The organism is Streptomyces sp. JL2001 (assembly GCF_050917515.1).
Classification (GTDB): Bacteria; Actinomycetota; Actinomycetes; order Streptomycetales; family Streptomycetaceae; genus Streptomyces.
The window spans coordinates 6,736,586-6,762,003 of the sequence record NZ_CP169421.1 but is presented as its reverse complement, the minus strand read 5'-3'; the positions used below and the strand labels follow the sequence as shown (position 1 = coordinate 6,762,003).

General features: G+C 74.1%; 20 protein-coding genes and 1 pseudogene. 4 read left to right on the top strand and 17 right to left on the bottom strand.

What is annotated here, in order from left to right:
• Positions 1–88 precede the first annotated feature (88 nt).
• Positions 89–1,446: pseudogene (locus ACE1OA_RS30260) on the bottom strand (GAF domain-containing protein); the annotation flags it as partial.
• A 403-nt stretch (positions 1,447–1,849) separates the two neighbouring features.
• Between ACE1OA_RS30260 and ACE1OA_RS30255 the strand changes: the two are divergent.
• On the top strand, positions 1,850–2,845 hold the full coding sequence (locus ACE1OA_RS30255) for an Acg family FMN-binding oxidoreductase (RefSeq protein WP_356602320.1): 996 nt from the start codon (positions 1,850–1,852) through the stop codon (positions 2,843–2,845).
• Positions 2,846–2,912: 67 nt separating this feature from the next.
• Here ACE1OA_RS30255 and ACE1OA_RS30250 read toward each other — a convergent pair whose 3' ends face one another.
• From ACE1OA_RS30250 to ACE1OA_RS30210, 9 genes are all read right to left on the bottom strand, one after another.
• The gene (locus ACE1OA_RS30250; RefSeq protein WP_384870136.1) at positions 2,913–5,324 is read right to left on the bottom strand and encodes a glycoside hydrolase family 65 protein; all 2,412 of its coding nucleotides are present in this window, start codon (positions 5,322–5,324) and stop codon (positions 2,913–2,915) included.
• Positions 5,321–6,085 (bottom strand): HAD family hydrolase, encoded by a 765-nt coding sequence (locus ACE1OA_RS30245; RefSeq protein WP_356602324.1) that lies wholly within the window; start codon positions 6,083–6,085, stop codon positions 5,321–5,323. Before ACE1OA_RS30245 ends, ACE1OA_RS30250 begins: the two co-directional genes overlap by 4 nt.
• A 133-nt stretch (positions 6,086–6,218) precedes the next feature.
• On the bottom strand, positions 6,219–6,746 hold the full coding sequence (locus ACE1OA_RS30240; protein ID WP_432753665.1) for a flavodoxin domain-containing protein: 528 nt from the start codon (positions 6,744–6,746) through the stop codon (positions 6,219–6,221).
• A gap of 30 nt (positions 6,747–6,776) precedes the next feature.
• A complete protein-coding gene (locus tag ACE1OA_RS30235) occupies positions 6,777–7,214 on the bottom strand; it encodes an Hsp20/alpha crystallin family protein (protein ID WP_384870142.1) in 438 nt (145 codons plus the stop codon).
• A gap of 219 nt (positions 7,215–7,433) precedes the next feature.
• Positions 7,434–8,333, bottom strand: coding sequence for a universal stress protein (locus tag ACE1OA_RS30230; RefSeq protein WP_432753664.1), 900 nt, complete (start codon positions 8,331–8,333; stop codon positions 7,434–7,436).
• Between the two features lie 242 nt (positions 8,334–8,575).
• Positions 8,576–8,995 (bottom strand): hypothetical protein, encoded by a 420-nt coding sequence (locus ACE1OA_RS30225; RefSeq protein ID WP_432753663.1) that lies wholly within the window; start codon positions 8,993–8,995, stop codon positions 8,576–8,578.
• A gap of 189 nt (positions 8,996–9,184) precedes the next feature.
• Complete coding sequence (locus tag ACE1OA_RS30220) at positions 9,185–9,946, bottom strand: class I SAM-dependent methyltransferase (RefSeq protein ID WP_432753662.1); 762 nt, start codon at positions 9,944–9,946, stop codon at positions 9,185–9,187.
• Between the two features lie 54 nt (positions 9,947–10,000).
• On the bottom strand, positions 10,001–10,447 hold the full coding sequence (locus ACE1OA_RS30215) for an SRPBCC family protein (protein ID WP_432753661.1): 447 nt from the start codon (positions 10,445–10,447) through the stop codon (positions 10,001–10,003).
• Between the two features lie 227 nt (positions 10,448–10,674).
• Entirely contained in the window at positions 10,675–11,784 is a 1,110-nt protein-coding gene (locus ACE1OA_RS30210; RefSeq protein ID WP_432753660.1) for a hypothetical protein, read from the bottom strand.
• A gap of 448 nt (positions 11,785–12,232) precedes the next feature.
• Here ACE1OA_RS30210 and ACE1OA_RS30205 point away from each other — a divergent pair, with 448 nt between their 5' ends.
• Complete coding sequence (locus tag ACE1OA_RS30205) at positions 12,233–12,781, top strand: HPP family protein (RefSeq protein WP_356602340.1); 549 nt, start codon at positions 12,233–12,235, stop codon at positions 12,779–12,781.
• 77 nt (positions 12,782–12,858) lie between these two features.
• On the opposite strand, the gene ACE1OA_RS30200 is transcribed toward ACE1OA_RS30205, so the two are convergent.
• A complete protein-coding gene (locus tag ACE1OA_RS30200) occupies positions 12,859–14,073 on the bottom strand; it encodes a S8 family peptidase (protein ID WP_356602342.1) in 1,215 nt (404 codons plus the stop codon).
• A gap of 393 nt (positions 14,074–14,466) precedes the next feature.
• Between ACE1OA_RS30200 and ACE1OA_RS30195 the strand changes: the two genes are divergently transcribed.
• Complete coding sequence (locus ACE1OA_RS30195) at positions 14,467–15,393, top strand: LLM class F420-dependent oxidoreductase (protein ID WP_432753659.1); 927 nt, start codon at positions 14,467–14,469, stop codon at positions 15,391–15,393.
• Between the two features lie 311 nt (positions 15,394–15,704).
• Positions 15,705–16,556 carry an MBL fold metallo-hydrolase gene (locus tag ACE1OA_RS30190; RefSeq protein WP_384870151.1) on the top strand — a complete coding sequence of 284 codons (852 nt, stop codon included), beginning with the start codon at positions 15,705–15,707 and terminating at the stop codon, positions 16,554–16,556.
• A gap of 96 nt (positions 16,557–16,652) precedes the next feature.
• On the opposite strand, the gene ACE1OA_RS30185 is transcribed toward ACE1OA_RS30190, so the two are convergent.
• The 6 genes from ACE1OA_RS30185 to ACE1OA_RS30160 form a co-directional block, all read right to left on the bottom strand.
• The gene (locus ACE1OA_RS30185) at positions 16,653–17,813 is read right to left on the bottom strand and encodes an MASE1 domain-containing protein (protein ID WP_432753658.1); all 1,161 of its coding nucleotides are present in this window, start codon (positions 17,811–17,813) and stop codon (positions 16,653–16,655) included.
• A 130-nt stretch (positions 17,814–17,943) separates the two neighbouring features.
• Positions 17,944–18,771, bottom strand: coding sequence for a PP2C family protein-serine/threonine phosphatase (locus tag ACE1OA_RS30180; RefSeq protein WP_432753657.1), 828 nt, complete (start codon positions 18,769–18,771; stop codon positions 17,944–17,946).
• Between the two features lie 62 nt (positions 18,772–18,833).
• A complete protein-coding gene (locus ACE1OA_RS30175) occupies positions 18,834–21,296 on the bottom strand; it encodes an FUSC family protein (protein WP_432753656.1) in 2,463 nt (820 codons plus the stop codon).
• 31 nt (positions 21,297–21,327) lie between these two features.
• A complete protein-coding gene (locus tag ACE1OA_RS30170) occupies positions 21,328–21,942 on the bottom strand; it encodes a DUF998 domain-containing protein (RefSeq protein ID WP_356602354.1) in 615 nt (204 codons plus the stop codon).
• 96 nt (positions 21,943–22,038) lie between these two features.
• A complete protein-coding gene (locus ACE1OA_RS30165) occupies positions 22,039–24,789 on the bottom strand; it encodes a TIR domain-containing protein (RefSeq protein WP_386541526.1) in 2,751 nt (916 codons plus the stop codon).
• A 36-nt stretch (positions 24,790–24,825) separates the two neighbouring features.
• Positions 24,826–25,296 carry a hypothetical protein gene (locus ACE1OA_RS30160; RefSeq protein WP_356779689.1) on the bottom strand — a complete coding sequence of 157 codons (471 nt, stop codon included), beginning with the start codon at positions 25,294–25,296 and terminating at the stop codon, positions 24,826–24,828.
• Positions 25,297–25,418 lie beyond the last annotated feature (122 nt).

The window sequence follows — 25,418 nt, the reverse complement described above, 5'->3', positions numbered from 1 at the left end:
TCCTCCTCCCCGGCCCCGTCCTCCGCCGTGCCCGCCCACCCGGGCGGACCCCACGCAACGGAACCTGCCATTCCAGCACCGTGCCCCGGCCCTCCGGGCCGTTCGCCGCGAGTGACAGCCGCCCTCCCAGGCGCTCCGTCCGCTCGGCGAGGTTGCGCAGGCCGCTACGCCGGCCGCCGGCCGGCATGCCGATTCCGTCGTCGCTCACGGTCACGGTGAGCGTTCCGCCGCCGACGACGACGGCCACGTCCGCCCGGCGCGCCCGGGCGTGCCGGGCCACGTTCGTCAGGGCCTCGCCGATGACGGCCAGCGCCGCGTCCGCGACCTCGGTCGGCACGTCGGTGTCGAGTAGCCCCTCCATGCGCAGGCCGGGCGTGAACCCCAGGGCGGCCCCGGCGGTGTCCACGGCGCGGACGGCCCGGGCCCTGAGCTTCCGCGGCTGCCGCTCGTCCCCCTGTCCGCGCAGACCGAAGATGGTCGACCGGATGATCTTGATCGGTCGCGTCGAGGTCGTCGACGGCCCGGCCGAGCCGGCTGCACCCCGACCCGCTCGTCGTGCTCGACGTCGGACGTGATCACCGGTCCGTCCGCCGCCAGGGCCGCGGCGGCGAGCGTGCCCTCGCTGCTCGCGAGGGCGATCCCGCGGTGCGCCTCCGCCCCCTCGCCCAGCGCCGGGGAGCCCCGCAGCTCACCGCCCCGGCCCACGAGGTAGAAGACCCCCGTGTCCGCTCCGGTGATTCCGAGGGCCTGCGCCAGCATGCCTTCGAGCACCTGCTCCTGCTCGGTCCCGGAGAGCAGGGCGCTGGTGAAGGCCGTGCTCGCGGTGAGCCACCGCTCGCGCAGCCGCGCCTCGGCGAAGAGGCGCGCGTTCTCGACGGCGACGCCCGCCGCCACCGCGAGGGTGAGGACGACGGCCTCGTCCTCCTGGTCGAAGAGCGCCCCGCCCCGCTTCTCGGTCAGGTAGAGGTTGCCGAAGACCTCGTCGCCGACCCGGATGGGAACGCCGAGGAACGTGCGCATCGGCGGGTGGTGCGGCGGGAAGCCGTACGAGGCGGGATGGTCGGCCAGGTCCGCGAGGCGCAGCGGCTCCGGGTGCCGGATCAGCTCGCCGAGCAGGCCGTGTCCCGGGGGCAGTGCGCCGATGCGGGCGCCCAGCGCGTCGCTGACGCCGATCGGGAGGAACTCGGCCAGCTTGCGGTCGTCACCGATCACTCCCAGTGCCCCGTACCGCGCGTCCACGAGGGTCACGGCGCATTCCACGATGCCGTGCAGGACCTCGGGCAGTTCGAGCTGGTGGCCGAGGGACATGACGGCGGTCAGGAGGCCGTGCAGCCGGTCCCGGGTGGCGCGGACCTCGCCGAGACGGTCCTGGAGGTCGTCGAGGAGTTCGTCCAGCCGCGGCCGGGGGCTCTCCGCCGCCGTGCCGTCCCGTGCCTCCTCTGCCACGGACGCCTCCGTGCAGATCGGCAGGGGAGCGCGCACCGCCTCCTCGTTCCACCGTAAGCCCGGATTCCGGGCGACTCCCCCGGGACCGGTCCGACCGGGGACCACGCGGGACCACGGGGCGAGGAGCGGCGGTGGGCGCGGAGGCAGTGCGGACGGCCGGAGGGTGCTGCCCGTCGCCCGCCCTCGCGTGGCGCCGGACGGCTCGGAACCGGGTCCCGGTCGGTCCCCGCCGAGGGGCCGTTCGGCCCTCGTGCCGGAGGGCGGACGGGCGGAGCGTGAAGGGAGGAGGCACCGGGGCGCGGGCCGGCCCGTCGGATCCCGGCTCCCCCCACCACCGACCGCCCCACCGCACCGCACCCCCCCTCGCCGGAGCGCGGCGGTCCCGGACAGACAGGACGATCCCGTGGGCATCGACGCACTCGACCCGGAGACCGTGACCTCGCTGGTCGAGGACGCCGTCACGGCGCCCTCGATGCACAACGCGCAGCCGTGGCGCTTCGCCCACCGGCCGGGCACCGACACGATCCGGCTGCACGGCGACCCCGCCCGGGCCATGCCCCGGGGCGACCCCCGCCACCGCGCCCTCCATCTCGGTTGCGGCGCAGCCCTGTTCGGCCTCCGGGTGGCAGCCGCCTGGCGGGGGTGGGACACCACCACGCGGCTGCTGCCCGATCCGGCGGATCCCTGGCACTTCGCGGACGTCCGCGTGCACCGCGGGTCCGATCCCCTCCTGGATCGCGACCGTGAACTCGCCACGCTGCAGCCGATACTGCGCCGCCGGCACACCAGCCGATTCCCGTACGGCGACGAGCCCGTCCCCGCCCCGGTCCTCGGCGCCCTGCGGGCGGCGGCGCTCATGGAGGGCTGCCGGCTGGTCGTGCCGGGCCCGTGGCACACCGACGCCGTCCTCACCCTGGTGCAGGACTCCGCGCTGTTCGAGGCGGCCGACTCCACCGTCCGGCGGGAGATCGCCGCGTGGACCCGCACCGGCGCGCCGGGCGAGGCCGGCGACGGGGTCCCGGCCTACGCCTTCGGGCCCCGGCAGTTCGGTGTGAGCGCCCCCGTCCGGGACTTCGACGCGCCGCGCCGGCTCGCGGACCGCGGTACCGCCGTCTTCGAGAAACACCCCCAGATCCTGCTGCTCGGCACGGAGGAGGACCGGCCCGCCGACTGGCTGCGGGCGGGGCAGGCGATGCACCGCGTCCTGCTGCAGGCCACGCTCGACGGCCTCGCCACCTCCCCGATCTCGCAGCCGCTGGAGTGGGCCGAGCTGCGCCGCGTGGCCCGCGACCCGGTCGCGGTGACGGGCAGCGTCCAGATGATCCTCCGGATCGGCTACGGCCCTCCCGGCCCCGCCACGCCCCGGCGGCCGGTCTCCGACGTACTCGACCTCGGCTGACGGGCCCGCGCGTGAGGTGGGGTGCTCCCGGCCGCTCCACGACACCGGCCGGCCGCCCCTGCACCGTTCAGGACTGCGGCGGCGGGGGCAGCCGGAACCACCGTTCCTCACCGGCCGCCACCGTGACCCGGCGCTCCCCCGGCAGGATCACCACGAGGGGTGCGCGCAGCGAGTCCGGCACGGAGATCCCGAGGCGGCCGGGACGCATCCGCAGACGCAGTCCGCCGTGGCCGCGGAAGCAGAGGGTGGCGGAGAGCCGGGGGATCTCGGGCAGCGCGATCGGCGCCACCCGCAGCCCGTCGGCGTCCGCGTCGAGCCCGGTGATGCCGCGCTCCACGAGGTCGAGGGTCCCCGCCATGGCCCCCAGGTGGATCCCCTCCCCGGTCGTGCCGCCCTGCACGTCGGTGACGTCGCCGAGCAGCGCCTCCTCGCAGTACCGCCAGGCGGCCGGCCCCTGCTGCCGCGCGAGCACCCACCCGTGTACCAGGCTGCTCAGCGTCGACCCGTGGCAGGTCCGGTCGAGGTAGTAGGCGACGGTCGCCCGCCACAGTTCGTCGTCCAGCCGGTGTCCGAGCCGCTCGAAGAGGTCCCGCAGCCGGGCGGGGCGGAAGAGGTGGCCCAGCATGAGGACGTCGGCCTGCTTCGACGCCTGGTAGCGGTTGACGGTGTCGCCCTCGGCCTCCAGGATCCGGTCCAGCCGCCGGATGTCGGCGTAGCGGGAGCGGTACGACTCCCAGTCCAGCTCGGCGAGTTCGCCGTAGCCCTCGAACTGGCTGACGACGCCCCGGTGGAACGGCACGTACATGCGCCGGCTGACGTCCTGCCAGCGGTCGAGGGCCGCGGCGTCGAGCCGGAGCCGTTCCGCGAGCTCGGCGCGGCGCGCGGCGGGCAGTTCGCCGAACAGGTCCAGGGCCCGGGCGAGCACCCAGGCGGCCGTGACGTTGGTGTACGCGTTGTCGTCGATGCCGGGCTCGGTCGCGCCCGGATAGCCGTCGTGGTACTCGTCCGGTCCGACGACGCCCCGGATCCGGTACCGGGCGCGGTCCGGGTCGAACGTCGCCACGCTCGCCCAGAAGCGCGCGACCTCCAGCAGGATCTCCGCGCCCGGACCGTGCAGGAACCCCACGTCGCCGGTCGACCGGCCGTAGCGCCACACGTTGAGCGCGATCGCCGAACCGACGTGCCGCTGGAGCCGGGAGTGGTCGGGGAGCCAGCGCCCCGAGCGCGGGTTCAGGTGCAGGGACTGCGTCTCCTCCTGTCCCGAACTCCCGCTCTGCCAGGGATACATCGCCCCTTCGGCGCCCGCGCGCGCGGCGGCGTCCCGGGCGGCGGGGAGCCGTCGGTGGCGGTACAGGAGCAGCGCCCGCGCCACGTCCGGGAAGTGCAGGGTGACATGGGGCAGGACGAAGAGCTCGTCCCAGAAGACGTGCCCCCGGTACGCCTCCCCGTGCAGGCCACGGGCGGGGACCCCGACGTCGAGGTCCGCCGTGTGGGGGGACAGGGTCTGCAGGACGTGGAACTGGTGCAGGCGCAGAATCCGTCCTGCCTCGCCGGGTACGTCCAACTCCGCCTGGCTCCAGAGCCGTCGCCAGGCCGCGACGTGGGAGGCGAGCAGTCCGGGGAAGTCGGGCGCCCGGCCGAGTTCGTCCAGGGCCGCCGTCCGCGGGTCGCCGGCGGGGCGGTCCAGCGAGGTGGTCAGCGCGGCCGTCTTGGTGACGGTCGCCGGGTGCCGGGAGGAGAGCGGCACGCGGAAGGTCTGCACGGTCCCGTCGCGGTGCGCCGACTCCCGCGCGCGGGTTCCGGGCCGGGTGCCGGTGCGTACGGCCAGGCAGACGGCGATGCGGGACGAGACGGTGCGGCAGGCGAGCAGGGCGACGCCGTCCGGCTCGAATCCCGCCCGGTGGCCGGTCAGATGGCGTCCGTCGAGGTCGCGGTAGCGCGCCACGCCCGCGTTGGTGACGTCACCGTCGATCCGGGACTCGACCTCGACGGCGCCGCTCCATCCGTACGCCACGAACACGGACCGCTGGGCGGCGAGGGCGGGCGTGCCCATGTGCACGATCCGGGTGTGGGTGACGCCCAGACGCGGGCCGCCGGCATCCTCGTGGAACAGGCGCCTGGTCAGCACCCCCGTGCGCAGGTCGAGCACCACGCGATGGTGGCGCAGGCCGGGACCGTCGGGGGTGAGCCAGGCGCCGGGCGGGCCGTCGTCCGGCAGGCAGCGGTAGCGCAGCCGGGTCCAGTCGGGCAGGTTGACCAGGTCCTCGTTCTCGACCCGGTGGCCGGCCACGGCGGAGGTGAGACGGTCGTAGCAACCGGCGGCGTACGTGCCGGGGTAGTGCACCGGGTCGGCCGCGGTCTCGGGTGCGGATCCGCGGGTGGCGAAGCGGCCGTTGCCGAGGGTGCACAACGTCTCGACCAGGCGTTCCTTCGTGGCGTCGTACGCGCCGTACTCCCAGGTCCACGGGGCGCCGGTCATGCCGCGCCACCGCCCAGGCGCGCGGCCAGCGCGGTGAGGTCCGGGACGACCAGGCCGGCGCCGTGCCGGCGCAGCCCGTCCGCCGTGCCGGGAGCGGCCCGCCGGTCCACGCCGACGACCAGGGCGAAGCCGCCCCGCCGGCCGGCTTCCACGCCGGCGAGGGCGTCCTCCACGATCGCGGACCGGTCCGGAGGCGTGCCCAGGCGGTGGGCCGCGGCCAGGAACAGGGCGGGGTCGGGCTTGCCGGGGAGCCCGAGCCGGGCCGCGTCCGTGCCGTCCAGCACCGTGTCGAGCAGGAGGTCGAGTCCGGCGGCGGCGAGCAGCGGCCGGGCGTGCCGGGAGGCGGAGACGGCGGCCAGCAGCAGGGAGGCGTCGCGCAGGGCCCGCAGCGCGGGGGCGACGTCGGCGTAGACGCGCACCGCCGTGTCCCGGAGGGTCGCGGCCATGGCCCGTTCCTTCGCCGCCGCGACCGCCCAGACGGTGGCGCAGCCGGGCGGGTCGTCGGGGGTTCCGTCCGGCAGGGCGACGCCCCGTGCCCGCAGGAAGTCACGGGCCCCGTCGAAGCGGGACTTCCCGTCGACGAGGGCGGCGTACTCGTCCGCCTCGTCGAAGGCGGGCTGCCCGGCGCCGAGCGCCCCCGTGGTCAGGCAGGCGTCGAAGGCCCGCTTCCACGCGGCGGCGTGCAGGACGGCCGAGTCCAGCAGGACGCCGTCGGTGTCGAAGAGCACCGCCCGCATTCCGGGCGGGTTCCGCTGCCCCATGCGCATCACCACCTGTGCTTCCAGCGTTCCGCGAACGGGCGACGGCGCAACCGGGAACGGGCGGCAGCGCGTCCGGGGACGTGTCGCCCGTGCCGGGCCGGGCCGCGGTGTCACGGCCGTCCCGGGCCGGGGGTCAAGGCCGGGCGGGGGCTTCCGGCGGGGCGGGGGCGGTGAGCTCGGTCCCGATGTGGTGGGCCCAGGCCTGGATCCGCTCGGGGTTGCGGAAGTCCCCGCCCTTGCCGGAACGGACCATGGACCGGGCGAACACGCCCGGGGTGTCGTCCGTGAGGGCGCCGCCGAAGGTCATGTGCTCGCGGGCGCCGAGGCGCTTGATCCGCCGGGCCACCCCGGGGGCGGGCCGGATGTCGTGCTCCTCCGCCGACCGGTCCACCGGTCCGCTGCTGAACAGCCACAGCGGCCGGTGCCTGAGCTGGTCGGCGTTGCGCCGGGCGCAGCGGCGCGCCGCGCCGTTCCACATCCCGGCGTACAGCGCGCCGCCGAGGACGACGCCGTCGTAGCCGCTGACGTCGGTCACGTCGGCGGCGGACAGGACGACCGCGTCGAGGCCGTCGGCACGCAGGGTCCGGCCGATCTCGTCGGCGATCCCGGCGGTCGCGCCGTGCTTGCTCCCGTGGGCGACGAGTACGCGTTTCGGGTTCATCGCTGCGCTCCTTCGCTCGTACCGGGCGCCTCAGCCGGCGTCCGGGGCCCGCTTCACGGGGATGCGGCGGCTCGTCTCCTCGGCCGGGCGTTCCAGGGTCATGCGCACGGTGAGGATCCCGTCGGCGTACGAGGCGTCCACGCTCTCGGGCGGGATCCGGGCCGGGAGCCGCACGCTGCGGCGGAACGAGCCGTAGCGGAACTCGGAGTGCTCCGTGTCCTCCGGGCCGGTCGTGTGCTCGGCGGTGACGGTGACGAGGTCGCCGTCGACCGTGATGCCGATGTCGTGGTCGGGGTCCATCCCGGGCAGCTCCGCGCGCAGGACGTACCTACCGTCCTGGCCGGTCACCTCGATCGGGATGGAGTGGGCGGCGGTCGCGGGACGCCAGCCGGGGAGACCCGGGAACTCGCGGCCGAACCAGGTGTCGAAGTCGGGGATGAAGCGACGGCGTTCCATGCCGGTGGCCATGATCGAGTCCTCCTCGTGCGGCGATGTCGTCCTGCCTCCACCGTCGCTCGCGGACCGGCCCTGGCCGAGAGCCGGCCGGGCAGTGCGACCGGGCCGAACGGGCCCACGTCCGGGGCCGGCCGGCCTGTGCCCCGGTCCGGCGAGGGCACTGCCGTCAGGGCGTCGCGCACGCGGGGCGCACCCGTACGCCCGGCAGGCGCCCGTAGACCCGCTCCGCGCTCAGGTCTCGGCGTCCCCCTCCCGTACGGCCGGGTGCCGGGGGACGACGGCGACGGGGCAGGCGGCGTGGTGAAGGGCGCGGTGGGCGATGCGGCCGAGTTCGAGACCGATGAGGCCGCCGCGGCGCCTGGCGCCGACGACCAGGAGGTCCGCGTCGGCCGAGCGTTCCACGAGGAGCCGGCGGGCGGGACCCTCGCCGGTGGTCCGCCGCACGCGCACTTCCGGGTGGGCGTGCGTCATCGGGCCGAGGACCTCGTCGAGCAGCTCGGCGGCACGACCGTCGAAGTACGGGCTCGCCCCGCCTGCCATCAACGGATGGTGGACCGGGTCGCGGACCGAGCGTCGCCAGGCGTGCGCGACCTCCAGCTCGCACCCCCGTGCCGCCGCCTCGCGGAAGGCGAAGCGCAGAGCCGGCTCGTCCGCCTCGTCGCCGCCGACGCCCAGCAGGACGCGCGCGTGGCGGCTGTCCAGCGCGGACGGTTCACCGCGCACGACGATCACCGGACAGTGGGCGCGGGCCGCCACGAGAAGACTGACCGAGCCGAGGAGCAGCCCGGCCATTCCTCCGCCGCCGCGGGATCCCACGACGAGGGCGGACGCGGTCATCCCCTCGTCGAGGAGGGCGCTCGACGCGTCCTCGGCGACGATGTCGGTGTCGACGCGCAGTTCCGGGGCGCGGCGCCGGGCCCTGTCGAGTGCGGCGGCGGTGATGTTCTCGGCCAGCACCTGGCCCGGTGGCCGTTCCTCTCCGGAACCCACGACGCCCTCGTACCGCTCCCACAGCGAGGCGTGGACGAGGCGCAGGGGGAGCCCGTGGCGTACGGCCTCGTCCACGGCCCAGTCCACCGCCGTGAGGCTGTTCTCGGAACCGTCGACTCCTACGACGAGAGGCGACTCCATGGCCTCCACCGCCTTTCAGGGACCGCGCCCGGAGTCGCGGGCGCCGTCGTCCGCGTGTGCGAAGGGGACGGCAGGAGGAAGGGCTCGTCCGCTGCTCGCGGATCCTGACCGCGCGGTGCGCGACACGTCTCCGCTCCTCCGCGTCCTCGGGCCGGGTCCCTCCTCCTCTTCAGGGAAACACTCCTCCTCACCCGGCGCGAGGCCAGGCAGGACTTTCCGGACGGGAGGGCCAGGGGGTGTCGTCAGAGTCCCTCGCCCGGTGCTTCGTCCGGGCGGAGGGAGCTGACGCCGGATCTGGATCCGCGGGAAGGCAGCGGGACGCCGTGGGCCGTGAACGCCTCGGTGAGGGAGGTGTACTGGTCGGCGGTCAACCGGTCGCGCCTCCAGATCGCTTGTGCGGTCCGGGTCGTACGGGCGATCGCGGACCGCAGCCCGCCCGGGCGTCCGGCTCTGAGCTCCTCGCCGCGCGGGGCGAAGGCGTCCCGGACCTGTCTGTTCAGTGCACTGAACTCGGCGGCGGAGAGCCCGGGCACGGCGGAATCGTCGTAGGCGTCGGATGCCGCCGCCGTGGCGGTGGCCCGGCGGATCGCGTCCAGCGTCCGTTCGGACAGCCCGGATGCCGTGGCGACGAAGGCCGCCACCTCAGGCGGAAGCATGGACATGCGCTCACGGTAGCCGGTGGACGAGATGGCGGACCTTCCGGTCTCCGGGCAGGCGTGAACTCCGACAATGCCCCTATCGCTCGAGGGCGGAGTCGAGGCCCACGCCGGCGAGGCGTCGCACAGGCCCGACCGCCGGGCCCGCCCGTACACCGCCGCGGTCGGGAAGCTCCTGCGCGACGCCGGTCGGGGTCAGGCGGCTTTGCGCGCGTGGATGAGGAAGCGGGTCGTGTGGGCGACGAACGGGCCCTCGGCGCGGATCCGTTCGTCCAGGTCCCGCAGTCGGTCCAGATATCCGTCCACGGTGAAGCCGGGCACCATCCAGATCACCTTGCGCAGGAAGTAGACGACGGCGCCGATGTCGAAGAACTCCGTGCGCAGCCGCTCCGACCGCAGGTCGACGACCTCCAGCCCGGCGGCCTCGGCGCCGGCCACCGCGTCGTCGGGGTGCCGCGACCGGCTCACCTCCTCGGGCTGCGGGCCGAGGAAGTACTCGACGAGTTCGAACACGCTCGCCGGGCCGACCTGTTGGGAGACGTACCGGCCGCCCGGCGCGAGGACCCGGGCGATCTCGTCCCACCACACGGTGACCGGGTGGCGGCTCGTGACCAGATCGAAGGCGGCGTCGGCGAACGGCAGCGGCGGCTCGTCCGCGTCGGCGACGACCACGACGCCGCGCGGGTGGAGCAGGGCCGTGGCCTTGGCGACGTTCGGCGGCCAGGACTCGGTGGCGACCACCGTCGGAGGCAGGACGGGGACACCGGCCAGGACCTCGCCACCGCCGGTCTGGATGTCGAGCGCGGCCTTCGCCCCGGCCAGGTGCTCGGCCATCACCCGCTGGTAGCCCCAGGACGGGCGCTGCTCGGTGGCCCGGCCGTCGAGCCAGGAGAAGTCCCAGCCCTCGACCGGGACCGACGCGGCCTCCGCGACGAGGTCCTCGAATGAGCGTTCCACGGTGATGTCTCCCCTTGTCCGCACGGGCCCGGCACCGTGCCGGGCCCCGACGGATCAGGATGCCTCGACCGCGGCCTTGATGCGTCGGCCGAAGGCGGGGGCGTCCTTGCGGGCGGCGCTCAGCGCGAAGCCGACGAGCAGCTTGCCGAGGCCGTGGCCCTCCAGGACGTTGTGGATGCGGACCCGGGTCCCGCCGTCGGGCAACGGTTCCAGGTCGTAACCGCCCTGAGCGGCCGTCACGATGTTCTTGGACACCTCGGCCCAGCGCAGTGAGCGCGGCGGTTCGAAGGCGGTGATGCGGAACTCGCGCGCGGTCTTCATCCCGGCGTCCTTGACCGTGCTGCGGAAGATCGTGCCGACCGCCGTCGGCGATTCGGGGATCCGCTCGATCCGCTGCACACGGGGGCTGAACTTCGGATCGTTGCGTCCGTCGGCGAGGTAGGCGAACACCTCGTCGATGGGACGGTCGATGTCGACCGTCGCCTCGAACTGTCCGGACATGGCCACTCCTCATCGCTCGGAGCACGGGAAGATCCACGGATCGTTCCAGACCGGCCGGGGCTCGGGCAGAAGACGCACCGGCGGCACGCCACCCCGGCCCCGAAGGAACGCGGGAACGGGGAGGAACACGGGCGCCGGCGGCCGGGTGCCAGGAGGAGCGTGGGTGTCGGGTGTCGGGTGCCGGGAGGAGCGAGGGCGCCGGGGGTGCCTCGCGCCGCCCGCAGATGTCACTGGAAGCTCAGCCGATGCGGGTGGTCCGGGTCCGCCGGGCAGGTGTGGACGCGGAGGAGGCCGCGCCCGAGGTAGACGCCCACCGGGTCGATCACCCGCGGATCGTCGGCGGCATCGCGGTCCTCGACCGGGATCCAGCTGTGCGAGGCACCGTCGCATTCCACTCCGGCGACGGTGAGCAGCGGCGGCATCGGCGTCCCGCACGAGGCGCAGTCGACGGGGGCGGGGTCGGTGAGATGCCAGGAGGCGAAGCCCCCGACCTTCCAGCCCGGGGCGATCGAGAGGTCGCTTCGGTAGTCGACGGTCTCGGGTTCCGCGGCGCGGGCGGCGGCCATGGCCGCCTCGTACTCCTCGTAGGTCGCATAGCTCACCGAGGTGCCGGAGTCCCCGTCGTCGTCCCTCTCTCCGTACTCCCCCTCGTCGTCATCGTCGTCGTCATCGTCGAGGCTCTCCTCCCACGCGTCGATCGCGTCCTGGAGCTCCTCGTCGAGCAGCCCGAGGTACTCGTACTCCACGACCTGCTCCGGGTGGACGACACAGGCGGTGGGAACGCACGCCTCGCGGCCGACGACCTGCGGTTCGGGCTGCGGTGCGAGAACCGCGCCGACGTCCGCGGATCGCCGCCACACCAGCCGGACGTCGATCGTCCGATCCGGGCCGTGCGCCTCGAACGGGCACCAGAGCACCTGGAGCAGGTCATGGCCCTCCGGACCGACGAGGTCCGGGACGTCCCGGGTGTGGAGCTGGGCGACGGCCAGCAGGGGCACGGGGTCCTCGTCCCGCAGCTCCGGGGCGTGCCTGCCGCTGGTCATGCCGTCCAGGAGTCGCAGCTCCTGCGGGGTGAGCGCCCGTCCGCGCGCCTCGTCGTGGACGCGGCGGAGGAGCCGTACGTCGGACAGCCGATGACCCCTGCCCTTGGTGTGCTCGGCCGTGCACACCGGCCAGGGCTCGTCGGCAGGCCAGAGCAGCGGCCCGCCCACCGAGCTCTCGTCCGCCTTCGCCGTACCCGGTCGGGGGTGCAGCCGCGTCGCGGTCCGGCGGTGGGCGGCGAGCGCGGGAAAGAGCGCCGCCACGTCGACGGGGCGCGGGGGCGTGGTGCGGGTCATACGGGATCCTCCCGGGTGGTCGGTACGACCCTGCCATCCCGCGTCATGGCACCGGCGGCCGGGGCGCCGCCAGGGAGTGCGCCCCTCCGACCCGCCCACGGCCCCTCGGACCCGAGGCCGACAGCCCCTCGCATCGGCCCAAGGACCCGCGCACGGACCGCCGCGGGGACCGGAAAGCCCGCCTCGAAGTCCTGGACCCGGACCGCCGCGCGGACCCGAAGGCCGCCTCGCAGCCCTGGCCCCGGACCGCCCGTACGCCCCTGACGTGCGGCGTTCGCCGACCCCGGTCGATTCCGTCGCACACCCGGACGATAAGGTCGTGCCCGGATGCGCCGCCGCACCCGGGTGCGGCGCAGGAGCGGGCCGGCTGTCGATCACAGAGCCCCGTGCCCCGTCGACCCTGCCCCCGCCCGTCCCGGCTTCGGCCGCCCGCCCCGGAAACACCCCCATGAGCACCGCCACACCCCTGCGCCCCGAGACCACCCGCACCACTCCGCCGCCTAGGGCGCGGATCACCGGTCGTGCTCCGGCCCGGCCGAGCCCGCTCGCCGCCTTCCACAGCATCAGCGCCGTGACCGCCGTCCTGCTGGGGCTGGTCGCGATCGGCGCGGCCCTCCACGAGCCGGTGCTCATACCGCCGCTGGCCGCCAGCGCCGCGCTGGTGCACAGCGCGCCCACCCTGCCGCTCGCGCAGCCCCGCGGTGTCGTCGGGGGCCACCTGATCGGGGCGGCCGCCGGATACGCCGCCCTGGCCGTCGCGGGCAGCAGCGCCTGGGCGGCGGCTGTCGCGGCGGGCGCCACGCTGGCCCTGCTGACCCTCGCCCGCACCCCGCACGCGGCCGCCTGCGCCACCTCGGTCGTGATCGTCCTCCAGACCCCCGATCCGGTCCGGTTCGTGCCCCTGCTCCTCGGCTCCACCGTCCTGCTCGTGCTGACGGGATACGCCGGCTCCCGCATCCGCCGCACGGCGCCGAGGTATCCCGCCTACTGGTGGTGACCCGGGCCGCGCGCGGCGAACGCCCCCGGAGGCTGCGGCCTCCGGGGGCGTTCGCGCACCCGTGACGGGCGACGGCGTTACGGAACGAGCCTCAGCAGCCGGTTCGGCGAACCGCTGCCCGGGCTGGTCACCTTGTTCGGCGTGGCGCCGTTCACCAGCGCGGCCGAGACCTGGGCCGGGGTGGCCGAGGGGTGGCCGGCCAGGTAGACGGCGGCGGCGCCCGCGACGTGCGGGGTGGCCATGGACGTGCCCGAGATGGTGTTGGTGGCGCTGTCGCCGGTGTTCCAGCCCGCGGTGATGGAGACTCCCGGAGCGAAGAGGTCGAGCACCGAGCCGTAGTTGGACCAACTGGCCTTGGCGTCGGTGTTGCCGGTGGCGCCGACGGTGATCGCGGCGGGGACCCGTGCGGGCGACGACGAGGACGCGTTGACACCGGAGTTGCCGGCGGCGACCGCATAGGTCACACCGTCCGCGATGGAGTTCTTCACCGCGTTGTCGAGGGCGGTGGAGGCGCCGCCGCCGAGGGACAGGTTGGCCACGGCGGGAGCGCCCGCGGTGTGGTGGGCGGTGACCCAGTCGATGCCGGCGATGACACCGGCCGTGGTCCCGGAGCCGTTGTTGTCCAGGACGCGGACGGCCACGATCTTCGCCGACTTGGCCACGCCGTACGTGGAGCCCGCGATGGTCGTGGCGACATGGGTGCCGTGACCGTTGCCGTCCTGGGCGACCGAGTCGCCCTCGACCGCGTCGTAGCCGTTCGTGGCGCGCCCGGCGATCTGGGAGTGCGTGATGCGGACACCGGTGTCGATCACGTACGCGGTGACTCCGCCGCCGGCGCTGTCCGGGTAGGTGTACGTGCCGGAGAGCGGCAGGTTCGCCTGGTCGATGCGGTCGAGGCCCCAGGGCGCGTTGGACTGCGTGGCGTCGGAGCGGACGATCTGGTTCTGCTCGACGGAGGCCACGGCCGGGTCCGCCGCGAGCCGCCTGGCCTCGGTCGCGCCGAGGGTGGCCGTGTACCCGTTGAGCGCGGAGCCGAAGGTCTTGCCGACCCGGCCGCCGTAGTCCGCTATCAGGTCGCGGCCCCGGGCGGAGCCGGCCTTGATGCCCGCGCCCGGCTTCAGGGTGACGATGTAGCTGCCGGGTACGGCGTCGGCCGACCCGGCCGCGAGCACGACGCCCTCGGCGGGAGCCGCCTGGGCGGGGACGGCGGCGAAGGTGCCCAGGAGGGCGGCGGCGGTCGCGGTGGAGACCGTCACGGCGAGGCGGGTCTTGGAGTTCTGCGGCAGTGCCATGGCGAGGTGGTCCTCCTCATCGGCGGCGCGCCCTGGTGGGGCGGCGCTCGGTGGTGGGGGGTGCGTGGGGTCGCACGTACCGCTGGGAACGGCGTGTTCCGCTCCCGGCGTGATCAGCAGCCTGGCGGCGCTACGGGCGTAGAACAAGGAAGTTGGGGCCTTGTCATGCAACCGCCATGGCTCTGCAATCGAAGTCCCCCCGTCGCCACGGGTGGTGACAGGACACCAGACACACGAGGTGACCGAAAGCGCGCTCCCCAAGGCGGGCCATATCCGTCGACCCGTCCCCCGTGACCCCCGACTCCACCTCGCCCGGACCGCGTCACGGAGCCGCCACACGCTTGTCACACACGATCCGGAATGCCGCTCCCGGCACTGGCGGTTGCCGCGAGCATGACTATCGGTGTGACTCTGAGCGCGACCTCCCGTCAGCTTCCGATCGACGCCACGGTGCTCCTCGCGAGAGAGGCGCGGGAAGCCGGGCTGCGCTCCGCGTGGTTCGGTCAGAGCTTCTCGTACGACTCCCCCCTGCTGGCCGCGATCGTCGGCCGCGAGGTACCCGGGCTCGAGGTGGGCACCTCGGCGATCCCCGTCTTCGGCCGTCACCCGCTGCTGATCTCCAGCCAGGCCCAGACGGCCCAGGCCGCCACCGGCGGCCGCTACCACCTGGGCATCGCCCTCGGCGCCCGGCACCTGGTCGAGCAGGGCTTCGGCATCCCGTACGAACGGCCCGTGGCGCTCCTCAGGGAGTTCCTCACCGCTCTGCGCCCCTTGCTGGAGACCGGGGAGGCGGACTTCCACGGCGAGTTGCTGACGGCGACGACCCCGCTGCCGGCGGCCGTGCCCGACGCGCGGCCGACCGTGCCGCTGCTGGTCGCCGCCATGGGACCACAGGCCCTCCGCGTCAGCGGTGAACTCGCGGACGGGATCCTGCCGTTCCTGGCCGGACCGCGCGCGCTCGCCGAGCACATCGTCCCGGCCGTCACGGCCGCCGCCGAGGCGGCGGGCCGGCCCGCGCCGCGGGTCGTGGCCCTCGTTCCCGGCGTGGTGACCGCCGATCCGGACGCGGTCCGGGAGACCGCGGCCGGCGCGCTGGCACTGTACGAGGGCATCCCCTCCTACCAGCGCGCCCTCGCGCTCTCCGGTGCCACGCGCGCCGCGGACCTCGCGGTGGTCGGGGACGAGGAGCACGTCGCCGCCGGGATACGGCGCTACCGCGACGCCGGCGCGACGGAGGTGGTGTTCACGGCCACCGACCTCGGCGGCGAGGCCGACCGCCGCCGCACCTGGAAACTGCTCGGGGAACTGGCACACGCCTGAGCCCGGGGAACGGCTCGGATGCCTCCTCTCCGTGGGAACCACGCGCAGGCGCGGGCGAGTGGCCGATACCGTCGTCGCGACGACCGAGCGATCCCCGGGGGGACGCGTGACGGTGAAGCGCGCGCACGCCGCTCGGCGCGATCACTGACCGGTGTCCCGGTGACGGCCGCAGGGTCCCGCGGACCCGAACTCATCGCGGGCCGTCTCCCGCCCAGACCGACCGCCACGAGTTCTGCGTTTGACGGCAGTCCGGCACGGGGCTGGACTGGATTCATGGACGCTGCGGCGACTCCGTCCTAGGGAGAGCAGCGATGACAACCACGGAGAGTTTCGACCTTCTGCAGCCGTACAAGATCGCCGAGGAGACATTCGTGATCCCGTGGGCCCTTGAGGCCCCGCCGGTCGGCCACTTCCCGATGAACTCGATGGTGATCCGGGGAAGCGAACCGGTCCTAGTGGACACCGGGGCGCCCGCGGTGCGCTCCCAGTGGCTGGAGGCGGCCTGGTCCATCGTGGATCCCCTGGACGTGCGGTGGATCTTCCTCACCCACGACGACCGCGACCACGCCGGAAACCTCCTGGCGGTCCTCGCGGAATGCCCGAACGCGACCCTGCTGACGACGTGGTTCTCCATCGGCCGCATGGCCGAGGAATGGGAGACTCCCGTCAACCGGTGCCGCTTCATGACCGACGGCGACACGATCGACGCGGGCGATCGCACCCTGGTCGCCAAGCGACCGCCCCTCTACGACAACCCCACGACCCGCGCCCTCTTCGACTCGAAGGCCGCCGTCCTGTGGGCCGTGGACACCTTCGCCACGAACGTGCCGACCCCCGTGCCCGACATGGCGGCGCTGTCGCCGGACGAATTCCGCGACGGCCAGCTCTTCGGCGGAAGCCTGGTCTCCCCCTGGGTCGCCCTGCTGGACGCCGAGAAGTTCGGGACGGTCGTCAGCGACTTCCAGCACCTGGACGCCGAGGTCATCGCCGGCTGCCACTGCCCGGTCCTCCGCGGAGCCCGGATCCCCGAGGCCTACGACCTCCTCCGCCGGCTCCCGGGAATCCCGCCGTGGACCGAGTTCACCCAGGCCGACCTGGACCAGTGGATGGCGGTTGCCGAGAGCTCGGTTCCGCCGGAACAGCCGCGACCCTCGGGGACGTGAGCGGCGCTGCCGCGCGGCGTCGGGATCTGCTGCACTCCGGCATCCACGACCGGAAACCTGCCGCCGCCGGCGTACGGGCGGTCGATGGCGCGCCGGTCAGTGGCTCGCGTCCGTGCCGGACCCGTCCGCCCGGGCCCGGCCCCCTAGCTCCGGCGCCGCACCGGGCCCGGGACCGGGACCGGGGTCCTCGGCGGCGAGTCCGGATACCGTTGCCCGCAGGGGACCGGCGGAACCGTCGGGGAAAGGCGCGGTTCCCGGCAGGTCGTGCTCCGGCGGACGGAGCCGTACCCCGGAGCCCTCGTCGTGGGTGAGCCGGGCGACCGCCGTGGCGAGGAGCCCGCACACGTAGGAGACCTGTTCATGGGTGCGGTTGCGTTCCGTGACGATCGCCGACAGCAGCAGGGCGGTCATGGATGCCACCCCGTTGAAGGCCTGCAGCGTGAACATCTGGTCGAAGAGGTCGTGGTCCTGGAACGGCCCGGACGAGTTCGCCGCCGCCCGGATCGCCAGCAGCGAGACGATCAGCACGCAGGGCGCGGCGCAGATCAGCTGGAACCGGAGCGCCGCCCAGAGCAGGAAGGGGAAGACGAGGAAGAGCAGGTTGACCGTGCTCGTCGTGGCGATGAGCGTGACGACGGCCGTGCCGGCGAGCAGCAGCGCCGCCTCGGCCCAGCGGTAGGGAGAGACGCCGCTCGGCCGGCGCAGGGTCGGCAGGACGAGCAGCAACGGCGTGATCACGAGGACGCCCATCGCGTCGCCCGTCCACCACACCGACCACGCGGCCCAGAAGCCGCCGTCCGGCACCGCGTCGGAGAGCGTCAGCGCACCGGCGCCCACGGTCGCGCTGACGAACATGCCGGCCAGGGCGCCGAGGAACACCAGCGCCAGGGCGTCCCTGATGCGGTCGAGCTCCGTGCGGAAGCCGGCCTGGCGCAGCAGCACGAAGCCGACGACCGGCGCCAGGGTGTTCCCCGCGGTGATCGCGACGACCGCGGGGAACGACGGCCCGATCGGCAGGTTGACCAGGAAGGCGGCGAGCGCGATCCCGGGCCACACCCGCAGGCCGAACCAGAGGAGGCAGGCCACGGCGATCCCGGTCGGCGGCCACAGCGGGGTGACCTGTCCGCGGACCAGCTCCTGCAGCAGTCCGAGCCGGGCCGCCCCGTAGTAGGCGCCCGCGACGGCGAGCACCATGACGACGGCGCCGACGGCGCCACCGCCGGTCGGGTGTCCCCGCAGCCGTTCCTGGAACGTCATGCATTCATCGAACAACGCCTGGCGGTGACGCGCAGGGCAGGGCTCCGGCAGACGGCCGGACGGAAGGCCGGAAGGCTGGGGCGGGTCGGAAGGCCGGGGAGGGTCGGAAGGCCGGGGCGGGTCGGGTCGGTCACGGCGGGGAAGGGGCGGCGTGCCGGAGCACGACCACGGCGGCGTCGTCGCTGTGGCCCGTCATGTCGGCGATCTTGATCACGGAGGCGGCCAGCAGGTCGGCGTCGGCGTCGAATCCGGCGTGCGCCAGCGCGGCCACCGCTTCCAGGCCGTCCTCGATGGGGAAGCGCGGACCCTCCACCACTCCGTCGGTGACGAGGACGACCGCGCCCTCGGTGGTGAGGACACGGCGGGTGACCGGATAGCGCTCGCCCTGGAACATGCCCAGGGGCAGTCCGCCCGCGTCGAGGACGGAACGGGGGCCGGCGTCGGCCGTGGCCCAGACCGCCGGGGTGTGGCCCGCGCGGGCTCCGGCGAGTTCGTGGGTGACGGGGTCGAAGCGCAGGAACGAACAGGTCACGAAGAGTCCGCTGCCCATCGACACCAGCAGCTCGTTGACCTGGGCGAGCACGTCGCCGGGGTCGGTGGTCGCCCGGGCTACGGCGCGCAGTCCGCTGCGTACCTGCCCCACGAAGGCCGCGGCCTCGGCGTCGTGGCCCTGGACGTCTCCGATCGCCACACCGATCGTCCCGTCGGCCATCACGAAGGCGTCGTACCAGTCGCCGCCGATCTCCAGCCCCCGCCGCGCGGGCACGTAACGGGCGGCGACGGCGAGTCCGGGCACCGTGGGCAGCTCGGCCGGGAGCACCTGTCGCTGCAGCGCGAGGGCCAGCTCGACGCGGGCTTCCTGGAGCTTGATCCCTTCGAGCACCTCACCGGTGAGCCGGACGAGCGTGTGCAGCAGGTCCTCGGCGTCGGCGGACGGGTGGGCGTGGAGTCGGCTCATGGGGGCACGCTCCGGGCACTCTGACGCGGGCCGGCCTACGGACCGGCGGACTGAGGGGTTCCTCAGAAGGAACGGTACCCCTCGGGTCGGATTCCGGCCCCGGGCCGGCGCCGCGGGAAGGGGGCCGGTGGACGGGCCGGGGCGGCCCCGGTCAGGCGTCCCTCCGTTCCTCGGCCGCCGTCCGCCCGCTCGCCGCGCGCTCCCCCGCCACCCGCCCGCCCCGGGCTGCTCCCCCGGCCCCGTCTCCCTCCCCCACTCGCGGCGCCTGCCTCTACCGCGCCCCCGTGCCCGCCCGTGATCCGGTCCAGGTCGAGGAGCAGCGAGCGGAGCCAGGCGTCCGCCGCGTAGGAACCGCTCGGCGCCCAGGCACCCGCGACCTCCGTCGCCGTCTCGTCGTCGGGCGGCGGACCGGGGGGCCGGGCCGCGAGCGGGGGCGGTACCGGTACCCGTTCGGCCTGCGCGTTCTCGTCCAGTACGGCGGACAGCAGCAGCATCCGCCCCGCCACCCGTTCCCCGAGCCGGGTGAGGGCGGCGGCCGCGGCGGGCTCCAGCGGCGGCACGGTGACGGGCCCCGCGGGCGCGGCCGTCGACGCGGGCGGCAGCAGGACGCGTTCGGCTCCCCACAGTGTGTGGTGGCCGACCAGCAGCGCGGCCTGCCAGTCCACGGGCCGCGACGGGTCCTCCCGGGTCCGGACCGATCCGGCCCGTGCCGCCGCGGGGGCCGTCGGTTCGCTCTGGAACTGCGCGAAGGCCGACTCGGCCAGCACGAGCGAGTGCCGGAGCAGACCGTTGAGCGGCGGCGCGGCCGGGTCGCGCAGGCCGCCGGCCGCCAGCGCCGAGCTCGTCATGACGACGGCCTCGGCGGCGGACCTCAGGAGCACCGCGGTCGATCGCCGTACCTCGTCCTGCGCTCCGCGCGGCCACGCCAGCAGTCCGAAGACGGCTCCGATCGCGCTGCCGACCAGGACGTCCAGCAGCCGGACCTCGGCCAGCTGCCAGGTGGCGGGCGCCAGCTGGGCGAAGACGAGGGCGACCGTGATCGCGAACAGGGCCTGCGCCCAGCCGACGCCCTTCACCGGTCCCACGGTGAAGGTCAACAGCAGCACCGGAATCAGCACGGCGGCGTAGACGGTGGTGTCCGTGCCGACGACGGCGAGGATGCCCGCCGTGGCCAGCGCTCCGAGCAGGGTCCCGGCCACCGCCTGGCGGATTCCGGCCCGGGTGGCGACCAGGGTGGTACGGGTCAGGGACAGGGTCGCCAGCATCGCCCAGAAACCGTGCGGCAGGGTGTCGATGCCGGCGACGGCGCGGGCGGCGGCCAGGGCCAGGCTGATGCGGACGGCGTTCTGGAAGAAGACCGAGCGGCTTCCCGCGTTCCCGACGAGGCGCAGCCACCACAGCCGTGGCGCTCTCATCCGCGCGTACCAGAACCGGTCCAGGGGCACACCGGACGCGGCCTCCCGTCCCCGTACGGCGAGCCCGGAGGCGCGGGCCAGCGCCGACGCGGCGTCGGCGAGTTCGAGGAGGTCGGCCCGGCGGCGCAGGGCCGGCGGGCGCACCCCTCCGGTGGGCAGCGCGGCCAGCGCCGCGCGTTCGCGGGCCGGTGCGGTGTCCGGCCCGCCGGAGGGCGCGCCCCGCAGCAGCGCCGCGCTGTCCGCCGCGGAGCGCCCGACGGCGTGCAGCAGGTCCAGGGCCGACGGCGTGGGGCTGTGGCCCGGCGGCAGCGCGGGCAGGCGGACGAGCCGGTGCAGGAGCGTCCGCGCGGCGAGCCCGGCGTGGGCCAGGCCGCGGGAGCGGACTCCTGGGCCGGCCGGACGCTCCGCCTCCGGCACGCGTGAGGGCCGGAGCGCCTCGGACGCGGCGGCGGCCGCCGCCGCCGTCGCCGGGGACAGGAGGAAGGGCGCCCGGGCGAGGTCGGCGGCGCAGCGTTCGGCGGCGAGGGCGGCGCGGGCGGACAGCTCCCGGTACGACACGGTCGGCGGCTCCGGGAACACGAAGGCCTCGGCGAGGACGAGGAGCAGGATCCCGGTGGTCGCCCCGATCAGCCGCTCGCCCAGTTCCTCCGGTGCGAACGGCGGGAAGGACGGCAGGATGTACAGCAGTTGGAGTCCCGGCGCGGCTCCGGCCGGGCGTGGGCCGCCGACGGCGACGAACGCGAGGACGAAGCCGATGACGAGCATGCCGGCGACGGCGCTCCAGGTCTGCACGGCGAGCAGGGTCCCGGCGGCGACGAGGAACCAGGCGACCGGCAGGAGTCGCAGCAGCATGCCCGCGCGCTGCCGTCCGGTGCCGGGGATGCGGGCGAGACCGGCCAGCGAGACCGCCGCGAACAGCGCGTACGTGGCGGCGACGGGCTGGTCGAGGCCGTACAGGAAGAAGTAGAACGTGGTCCCGGCGGCGAGTGTCACCCGCAGCGAGCGGCGGGCCGCGGCGACGTAGGCGGCGGGCAGCCGGCGCGGGCGTCTTCCCCGGTCGGTGACCTCGGCGCCCTTGGTGTCCTCGGCGTCGGCACCGTTGGCACTCATGTCACCAGGATCGGCCACCGACGGCACCCCGTCACCCGCGGGCGCGGGCGCGCGGCGTCTCCCGCTCGCCGGAACGGCGCAGGCACGAGGCGACGACCACGAAGGGCCAGACGGCCTGGAGACAGGTCACGAAACGTTCGGCGACGCCGGCGGGCCCGTGCCCCTGCGTCGCGAACAGGTACCAGGCGGCTCCGAGGGCCATCAGGACGGTTGCCGTGACGGCGGGCGCGGGTCGCAGTCCCCAGGGGGCGCGGCTTTCGCGGCGGGTGGCCAGCACCGGCCAGGCGGCCAGGAGGGCGAAGCCGACCGCGGCGACCGATCCGTGGCGCAGCGAGCCGCCGCTGCTGGGCGCCGGAACCAGCGCCACCGCCACGGCCGCGACTCCCCCGCAGGCCAGCGCCACCCGTCCGGCGGTCGCGGCGGGGCGGAGCCCCCACGCGGTGACGAGGTGGCAGACGCCCAGGGCGAAGAGAGCGGTCGTCATCACCCAGAACCCCGCGGCGCCGTAGGCCGCGAGCACGCTGATCGTCTGGCTGACGGGATCGTAGGCGGGTCCCTCCAGCCTGGCGGCGACCGTCCAGCCTCCGATGAGCAGGACGGGGGCACAACCCGACGAGATCAGGGACCATCTCGGCACAGATCGCATCGAACCACCGTAGGACGCGCACCGGCCCCTCGGGCGGAGGCGGCCCCTACCGGAGGAACGTGAGCCGCACCCGGCGCTCCGCGATCGGCGCCCCGGTCAGGACTCCGGGCACAGGGGGCGAGTGGCGGGCCCCGCCGGCACCTCCTCGCGCCACCGGTCGGGGGTGAAGGCACCTCGCGCCCATCGGCAGAGGGAACGCACCGGGTCGACCGTCGCTTCGACGTTCCACAGCCGGGCGGTATCGTCCTCGCCCCAGCTGGTCAGGGTTCGACCACCGGGATCGAAGGCCACACCGACGACCTTGCCTTCGTGTCCTGTGAGCGGTGCGCCGACCTGTCGCCCGGTGGCGACGTCCCAGAGCCGGATGGTGTGGTCCATGCTGCCGGTCGCGAGCGTGCTCCCGTCAGGGCTGAACACCGCGGACGTGACGCCGCTGCGGTGCCCGACCAGCGGAGCCCCGATCTGACGGCGTGTGTCCACGTCCCACAAGCGGACGGTGCTGTCGCGGCTCGCGGTGGCGAGGGCCCTGCCGTCGGGGCTGAACACCACGGAGGCAATCTGCGACGTGTGGCCGGCAGGCGTTTCGCCGATACGGCGGCGCGTGGCGGCGTCCCAGAGCACCACGGTGTCGCGCTCCGTGTTCGTGGCGAGGGTGCGGCCGTCCGGGCTGAACGCGACGGCCGTCGCACTGACGTCGAGCGCTGCGCCGGCCAGGCGGGGCGCCGTCAGATCCCACAGGTGCGCGGAGCCGGCGCCGGCGCCGGCGAGGGTCTTGCCGTCCGGGCTGAAGGCCAGCGACATGACGTCGTCCGTGCCGAGCGACACCTGGCCGATGGGACGACGTGCCGCGACGTCCCACAGGCGCAGCTCGTTCGAGGCGACGGCAAGTGTTGCGTTGTCCGTGCTGAAGGCGACACTGGCCCTCAGCACCACGGCAGCGTCAACCAGGGGGGCGCCGGTCTGGCGACGTGTGGCGACGTTCCAGAAGCGCACGCTGTCGTCCGTGCCGACGACGGCGAGTGTCCGGCCGTTCGGGCTCAGTGCCGTCCCGTATTCGTCGCCGATGCCGATCGGCGGGCCTGCCTGACGCTGGGTGCGGATGTCCCAGAGACGGACCGTGGTGTCGTCGCTCGCGCTGGCCAGAGCCGAGCCGTCAGGGCTGAAGGCAACAGCCCACACCTGCGTGGAGTGACCGATGAACGGCTCCCCCAGCGGTCTGCGTCGAAGGACATCCCACAACTGCACACTGCCGTCCCCGTACCCGGCTGCGATCGCCGCGCCGTCGGGGCTGAAGGCCAAGGACTCCACATGGGCGGAACCGGAGGAGAGCCGCTCCCCCTTGGGAGTCCGGCTGCCCGGGTCCCACAACTGCACGGCGTCACCGGAAGCGGACGCGAGAGTCCTGCCGTCGGGGCTGAAGGCCACCGATCCGCCCCAGGAGGAGTCGGCGGCGAATGCCTTCCCCTTCGGAGTCCGGCTACCGGCGTCCCAGAGCTGCACCTCGCCACCGCCCGTAGCGGCGATCGTCCTGCCGTCAGGGCTGAAGGCCACCTGGTAGGTGCTCTTGGGGTATCCGCCGAGCGTACCCATCCGGCTGTGGGTCGCGACGTCCCATACCTGCAAGGACTCCGGGGCATCACCTGCGGTGACGAGTGTCCGGCCATCAGGACTGAATGCCACCGAATGGATGATCCCGGCGCGGAGGTTGAACGGTGCGCCGATCTGTGTGCGGCCTGCGACGTCCCAGACCCGGACGGTGCCGTCGAAGCTCGCACTGGCCAGCGTCTTCCCGTCCGGCCCGAAGGCCACCGCCGTGACAGTCAGACGATGCCCGATCAGCGACTCCCCCGTCTTCCGCTGACTCGCTGTGCCCCAGATCCGCACCACACCGTCGCCACCGCCGGAGGCGATCGTCCTGCCATCGGGACTGAAGGCCACCGACTGCACGGGCCATTTGTGGGACAGCAGACCGGACGGCGGATCGACGGAGGCGTTGAGCACCGCGAGGCGCGTCTCCGGAGACGGGTCGATACGCCACGCCGCCAGCGCCTTCACCCGGGCACCGAAGGGGTCCTGGGTCCCGAGCTGGGCACTCTGGGTGATCAGCTGTTGCGCGACGGCACGGTCCCGCTGCCGGGTGGCCTCGGCACGGGACACCATCGCGATCACCGACACCGTGCTCGCGATCAGGAAGAGAAGGCCCAGCACGGCCGCGACGATCTTGGCGGTGCGCAGGTTCCGCCGGGTGTCGCGGAGACCTTCCGATCTGAGCTCGTCCTCGGAAAGGCCGCGCACGACCGAGGCGATCCCGAATGCCACCCCGTCGACAACGGGCAGGAGGTCCCCATCTCCGTCGACATGTCGAAGGTCCACGGATTTCCAGACCGGCTGCTGCTCGAACCTTCCCGACAACGGGGCCGGCAGTGCCGTGGACAGTTCCGGGTCCCAATCGCCTCGCCGCTCGTCCCACACCAGCTGTCCAGCGGTGACGACGAGCAGGATGCTCTCCACCGTCTTGTGCTCCAGCCACCACTCGATCTCCCGGCGTACCCATGCAGATGCCTTCGACTCAGGGGACGCGAGGACCACGAGCCAGTCGGAGCGGGCGAGACCGGCTTCGATCTTGCCCCAGAGCTCCGGCCCGATCGAGACGCCGCTGTCGTCGAGGAAGACCCTGATGCGCGGTGGCTTGTACCAGGGGCGGGACTGTCTTTCGATCACACGTTGGAGATGCGGCAGCCATCGCCGGTCACGGTCACCGCTGTAGGAGAGAAAGACGCCGTACCCGAGGTCGGTCCTGACCCGCCCCCGCCGCGCCGTTCTCGACCGCAGTCGTGTGAACGCCATACGAATCCCCCACCCGAGCCGACCTGCTCCTCGGAATCAGTCCATCGGCACGTAGTCGCGCCCGTTCCACCGCAGTGTCTGCTTCGAGATCGCGGCCTCGGCGCAGCTGGGATTGCACGAGTTGCTCAGAACGAAGAGCTCGTACCGTCCGTCCTTGCCGGGACCGACGAGACCCGCGTTGTAGAAGGCGTACCTGCCGCCTCTGTAGTAGATCGTGGCGTCGCTCCAGTCGACGTCCTCGAATCCGTCCGCCTTCGGGACGAGCACCAGCACCCCGTCGTAGCGACCCGGGTTGTAGGTCACGAAGATGTTCTTGGTGCTGTCGGTGACCGGGTCGGCGAACTTCAGGGACTTCTCGTAGATGTCCACGTCGGTCGTCGCCAGGGTGCGACCGCTGCCGGTGACCGCCGCGACACATCCGAAGGCAGGCTTGTAGGTGGTCCGCCGGACCAGGAAGACGCGGACCGTCCCCAGGCTCGGATGCTGGACGTCCCGGTGATCCAGCACCGTGCCGGAGCACTTCGCGGCAGCCGGCGGGCTGGACGGGAACGAGGCGGGCGAGGGGGTCGCCCGGGTCTCGCCGCGTGCTGTGCCGGGGGCCGTCGGCCCTGCTTCACCCCCGTCGCCGC

Bases quoted from the DNA above. Each gene is read 5' to 3' on its own strand.
- ACE1OA_RS30250 (WP_384870136.1), bottom strand. From the start codon at position 5,324: ATGACCGGCGCCCCGTGGACCTGGGAGTACGGCGCGTACGACGCCACG.
- ACE1OA_RS30245 (WP_356602324.1), bottom strand. From the start codon at position 6,085: ATGGGGCAGCGGAACCCGCCCGGAATGCGGGCGGTGCTCTTCGACACC.
- ACE1OA_RS30240 (WP_432753665.1), bottom strand. From the start codon at position 6,746: ATGAACCCGAAACGCGTACTCGTCGCCCACGGGAGCAAGCACGGCGCG.
- ACE1OA_RS30235 (WP_384870142.1), bottom strand. From the start codon at position 7,214: ATGGCCACCGGCATGGAACGCCGTCGCTTCATCCCCGACTTCGACACC.
- ACE1OA_RS30230 (WP_432753664.1), bottom strand. From the start codon at position 8,333: ATGGAGTCGCCTCTCGTCGTAGGAGTCGACGGTTCCGAGAACAGCCTC.
- ACE1OA_RS30225 (WP_432753663.1), bottom strand. From the start codon at position 8,995: ATGTCCATGCTTCCGCCTGAGGTGGCGGCCTTCGTCGCCACGGCATCC.
- ACE1OA_RS30215 (WP_432753661.1), bottom strand. From the start codon at position 10,447: ATGTCCGGACAGTTCGAGGCGACGGTCGACATCGACCGTCCCATCGAC.
- ACE1OA_RS30210 (WP_432753660.1), bottom strand. From the start codon at position 11,784: ATGACCCGCACCACGCCCCCGCGCCCCGTCGACGTGGCGGCGCTCTTT.
- ACE1OA_RS30205 (WP_356602340.1), top strand. From the start codon at position 12,233: ATGAGCACCGCCACACCCCTGCGCCCCGAGACCACCCGCACCACTCCG.
- ACE1OA_RS30200 (WP_356602342.1), bottom strand. From the start codon at position 14,073: ATGGCACTGCCGCAGAACTCCAAGACCCGCCTCGCCGTGACGGTCTCC.
- ACE1OA_RS30195 (WP_432753659.1), top strand. From the start codon at position 14,467: ATGACTATCGGTGTGACTCTGAGCGCGACCTCCCGTCAGCTTCCGATC.
- ACE1OA_RS30190 (WP_384870151.1), top strand. From the start codon at position 15,705: ATGACAACCACGGAGAGTTTCGACCTTCTGCAGCCGTACAAGATCGCC.
- ACE1OA_RS30185 (WP_432753658.1), bottom strand. From the start codon at position 17,813: ATGACGTTCCAGGAACGGCTGCGGGGACACCCGACCGGCGGTGGCGCC.
- ACE1OA_RS30180 (WP_432753657.1), bottom strand. From the start codon at position 18,771: ATGAGCCGACTCCACGCCCACCCGTCCGCCGACGCCGAGGACCTGCTG.
- ACE1OA_RS30175 (WP_432753656.1), bottom strand. From the start codon at position 21,296: ATGAGTGCCAACGGTGCCGACGCCGAGGACACCAAGGGCGCCGAGGTC.
- ACE1OA_RS30170 (WP_356602354.1), bottom strand. From the start codon at position 21,942: ATGCGATCTGTGCCGAGATGGTCCCTGATCTCGTCGGGTTGTGCCCCC.
- ACE1OA_RS30165 (WP_386541526.1), bottom strand. From the start codon at position 24,789: ATGGCGTTCACACGACTGCGGTCGAGAACGGCGCGGCGGGGGCGGGTC.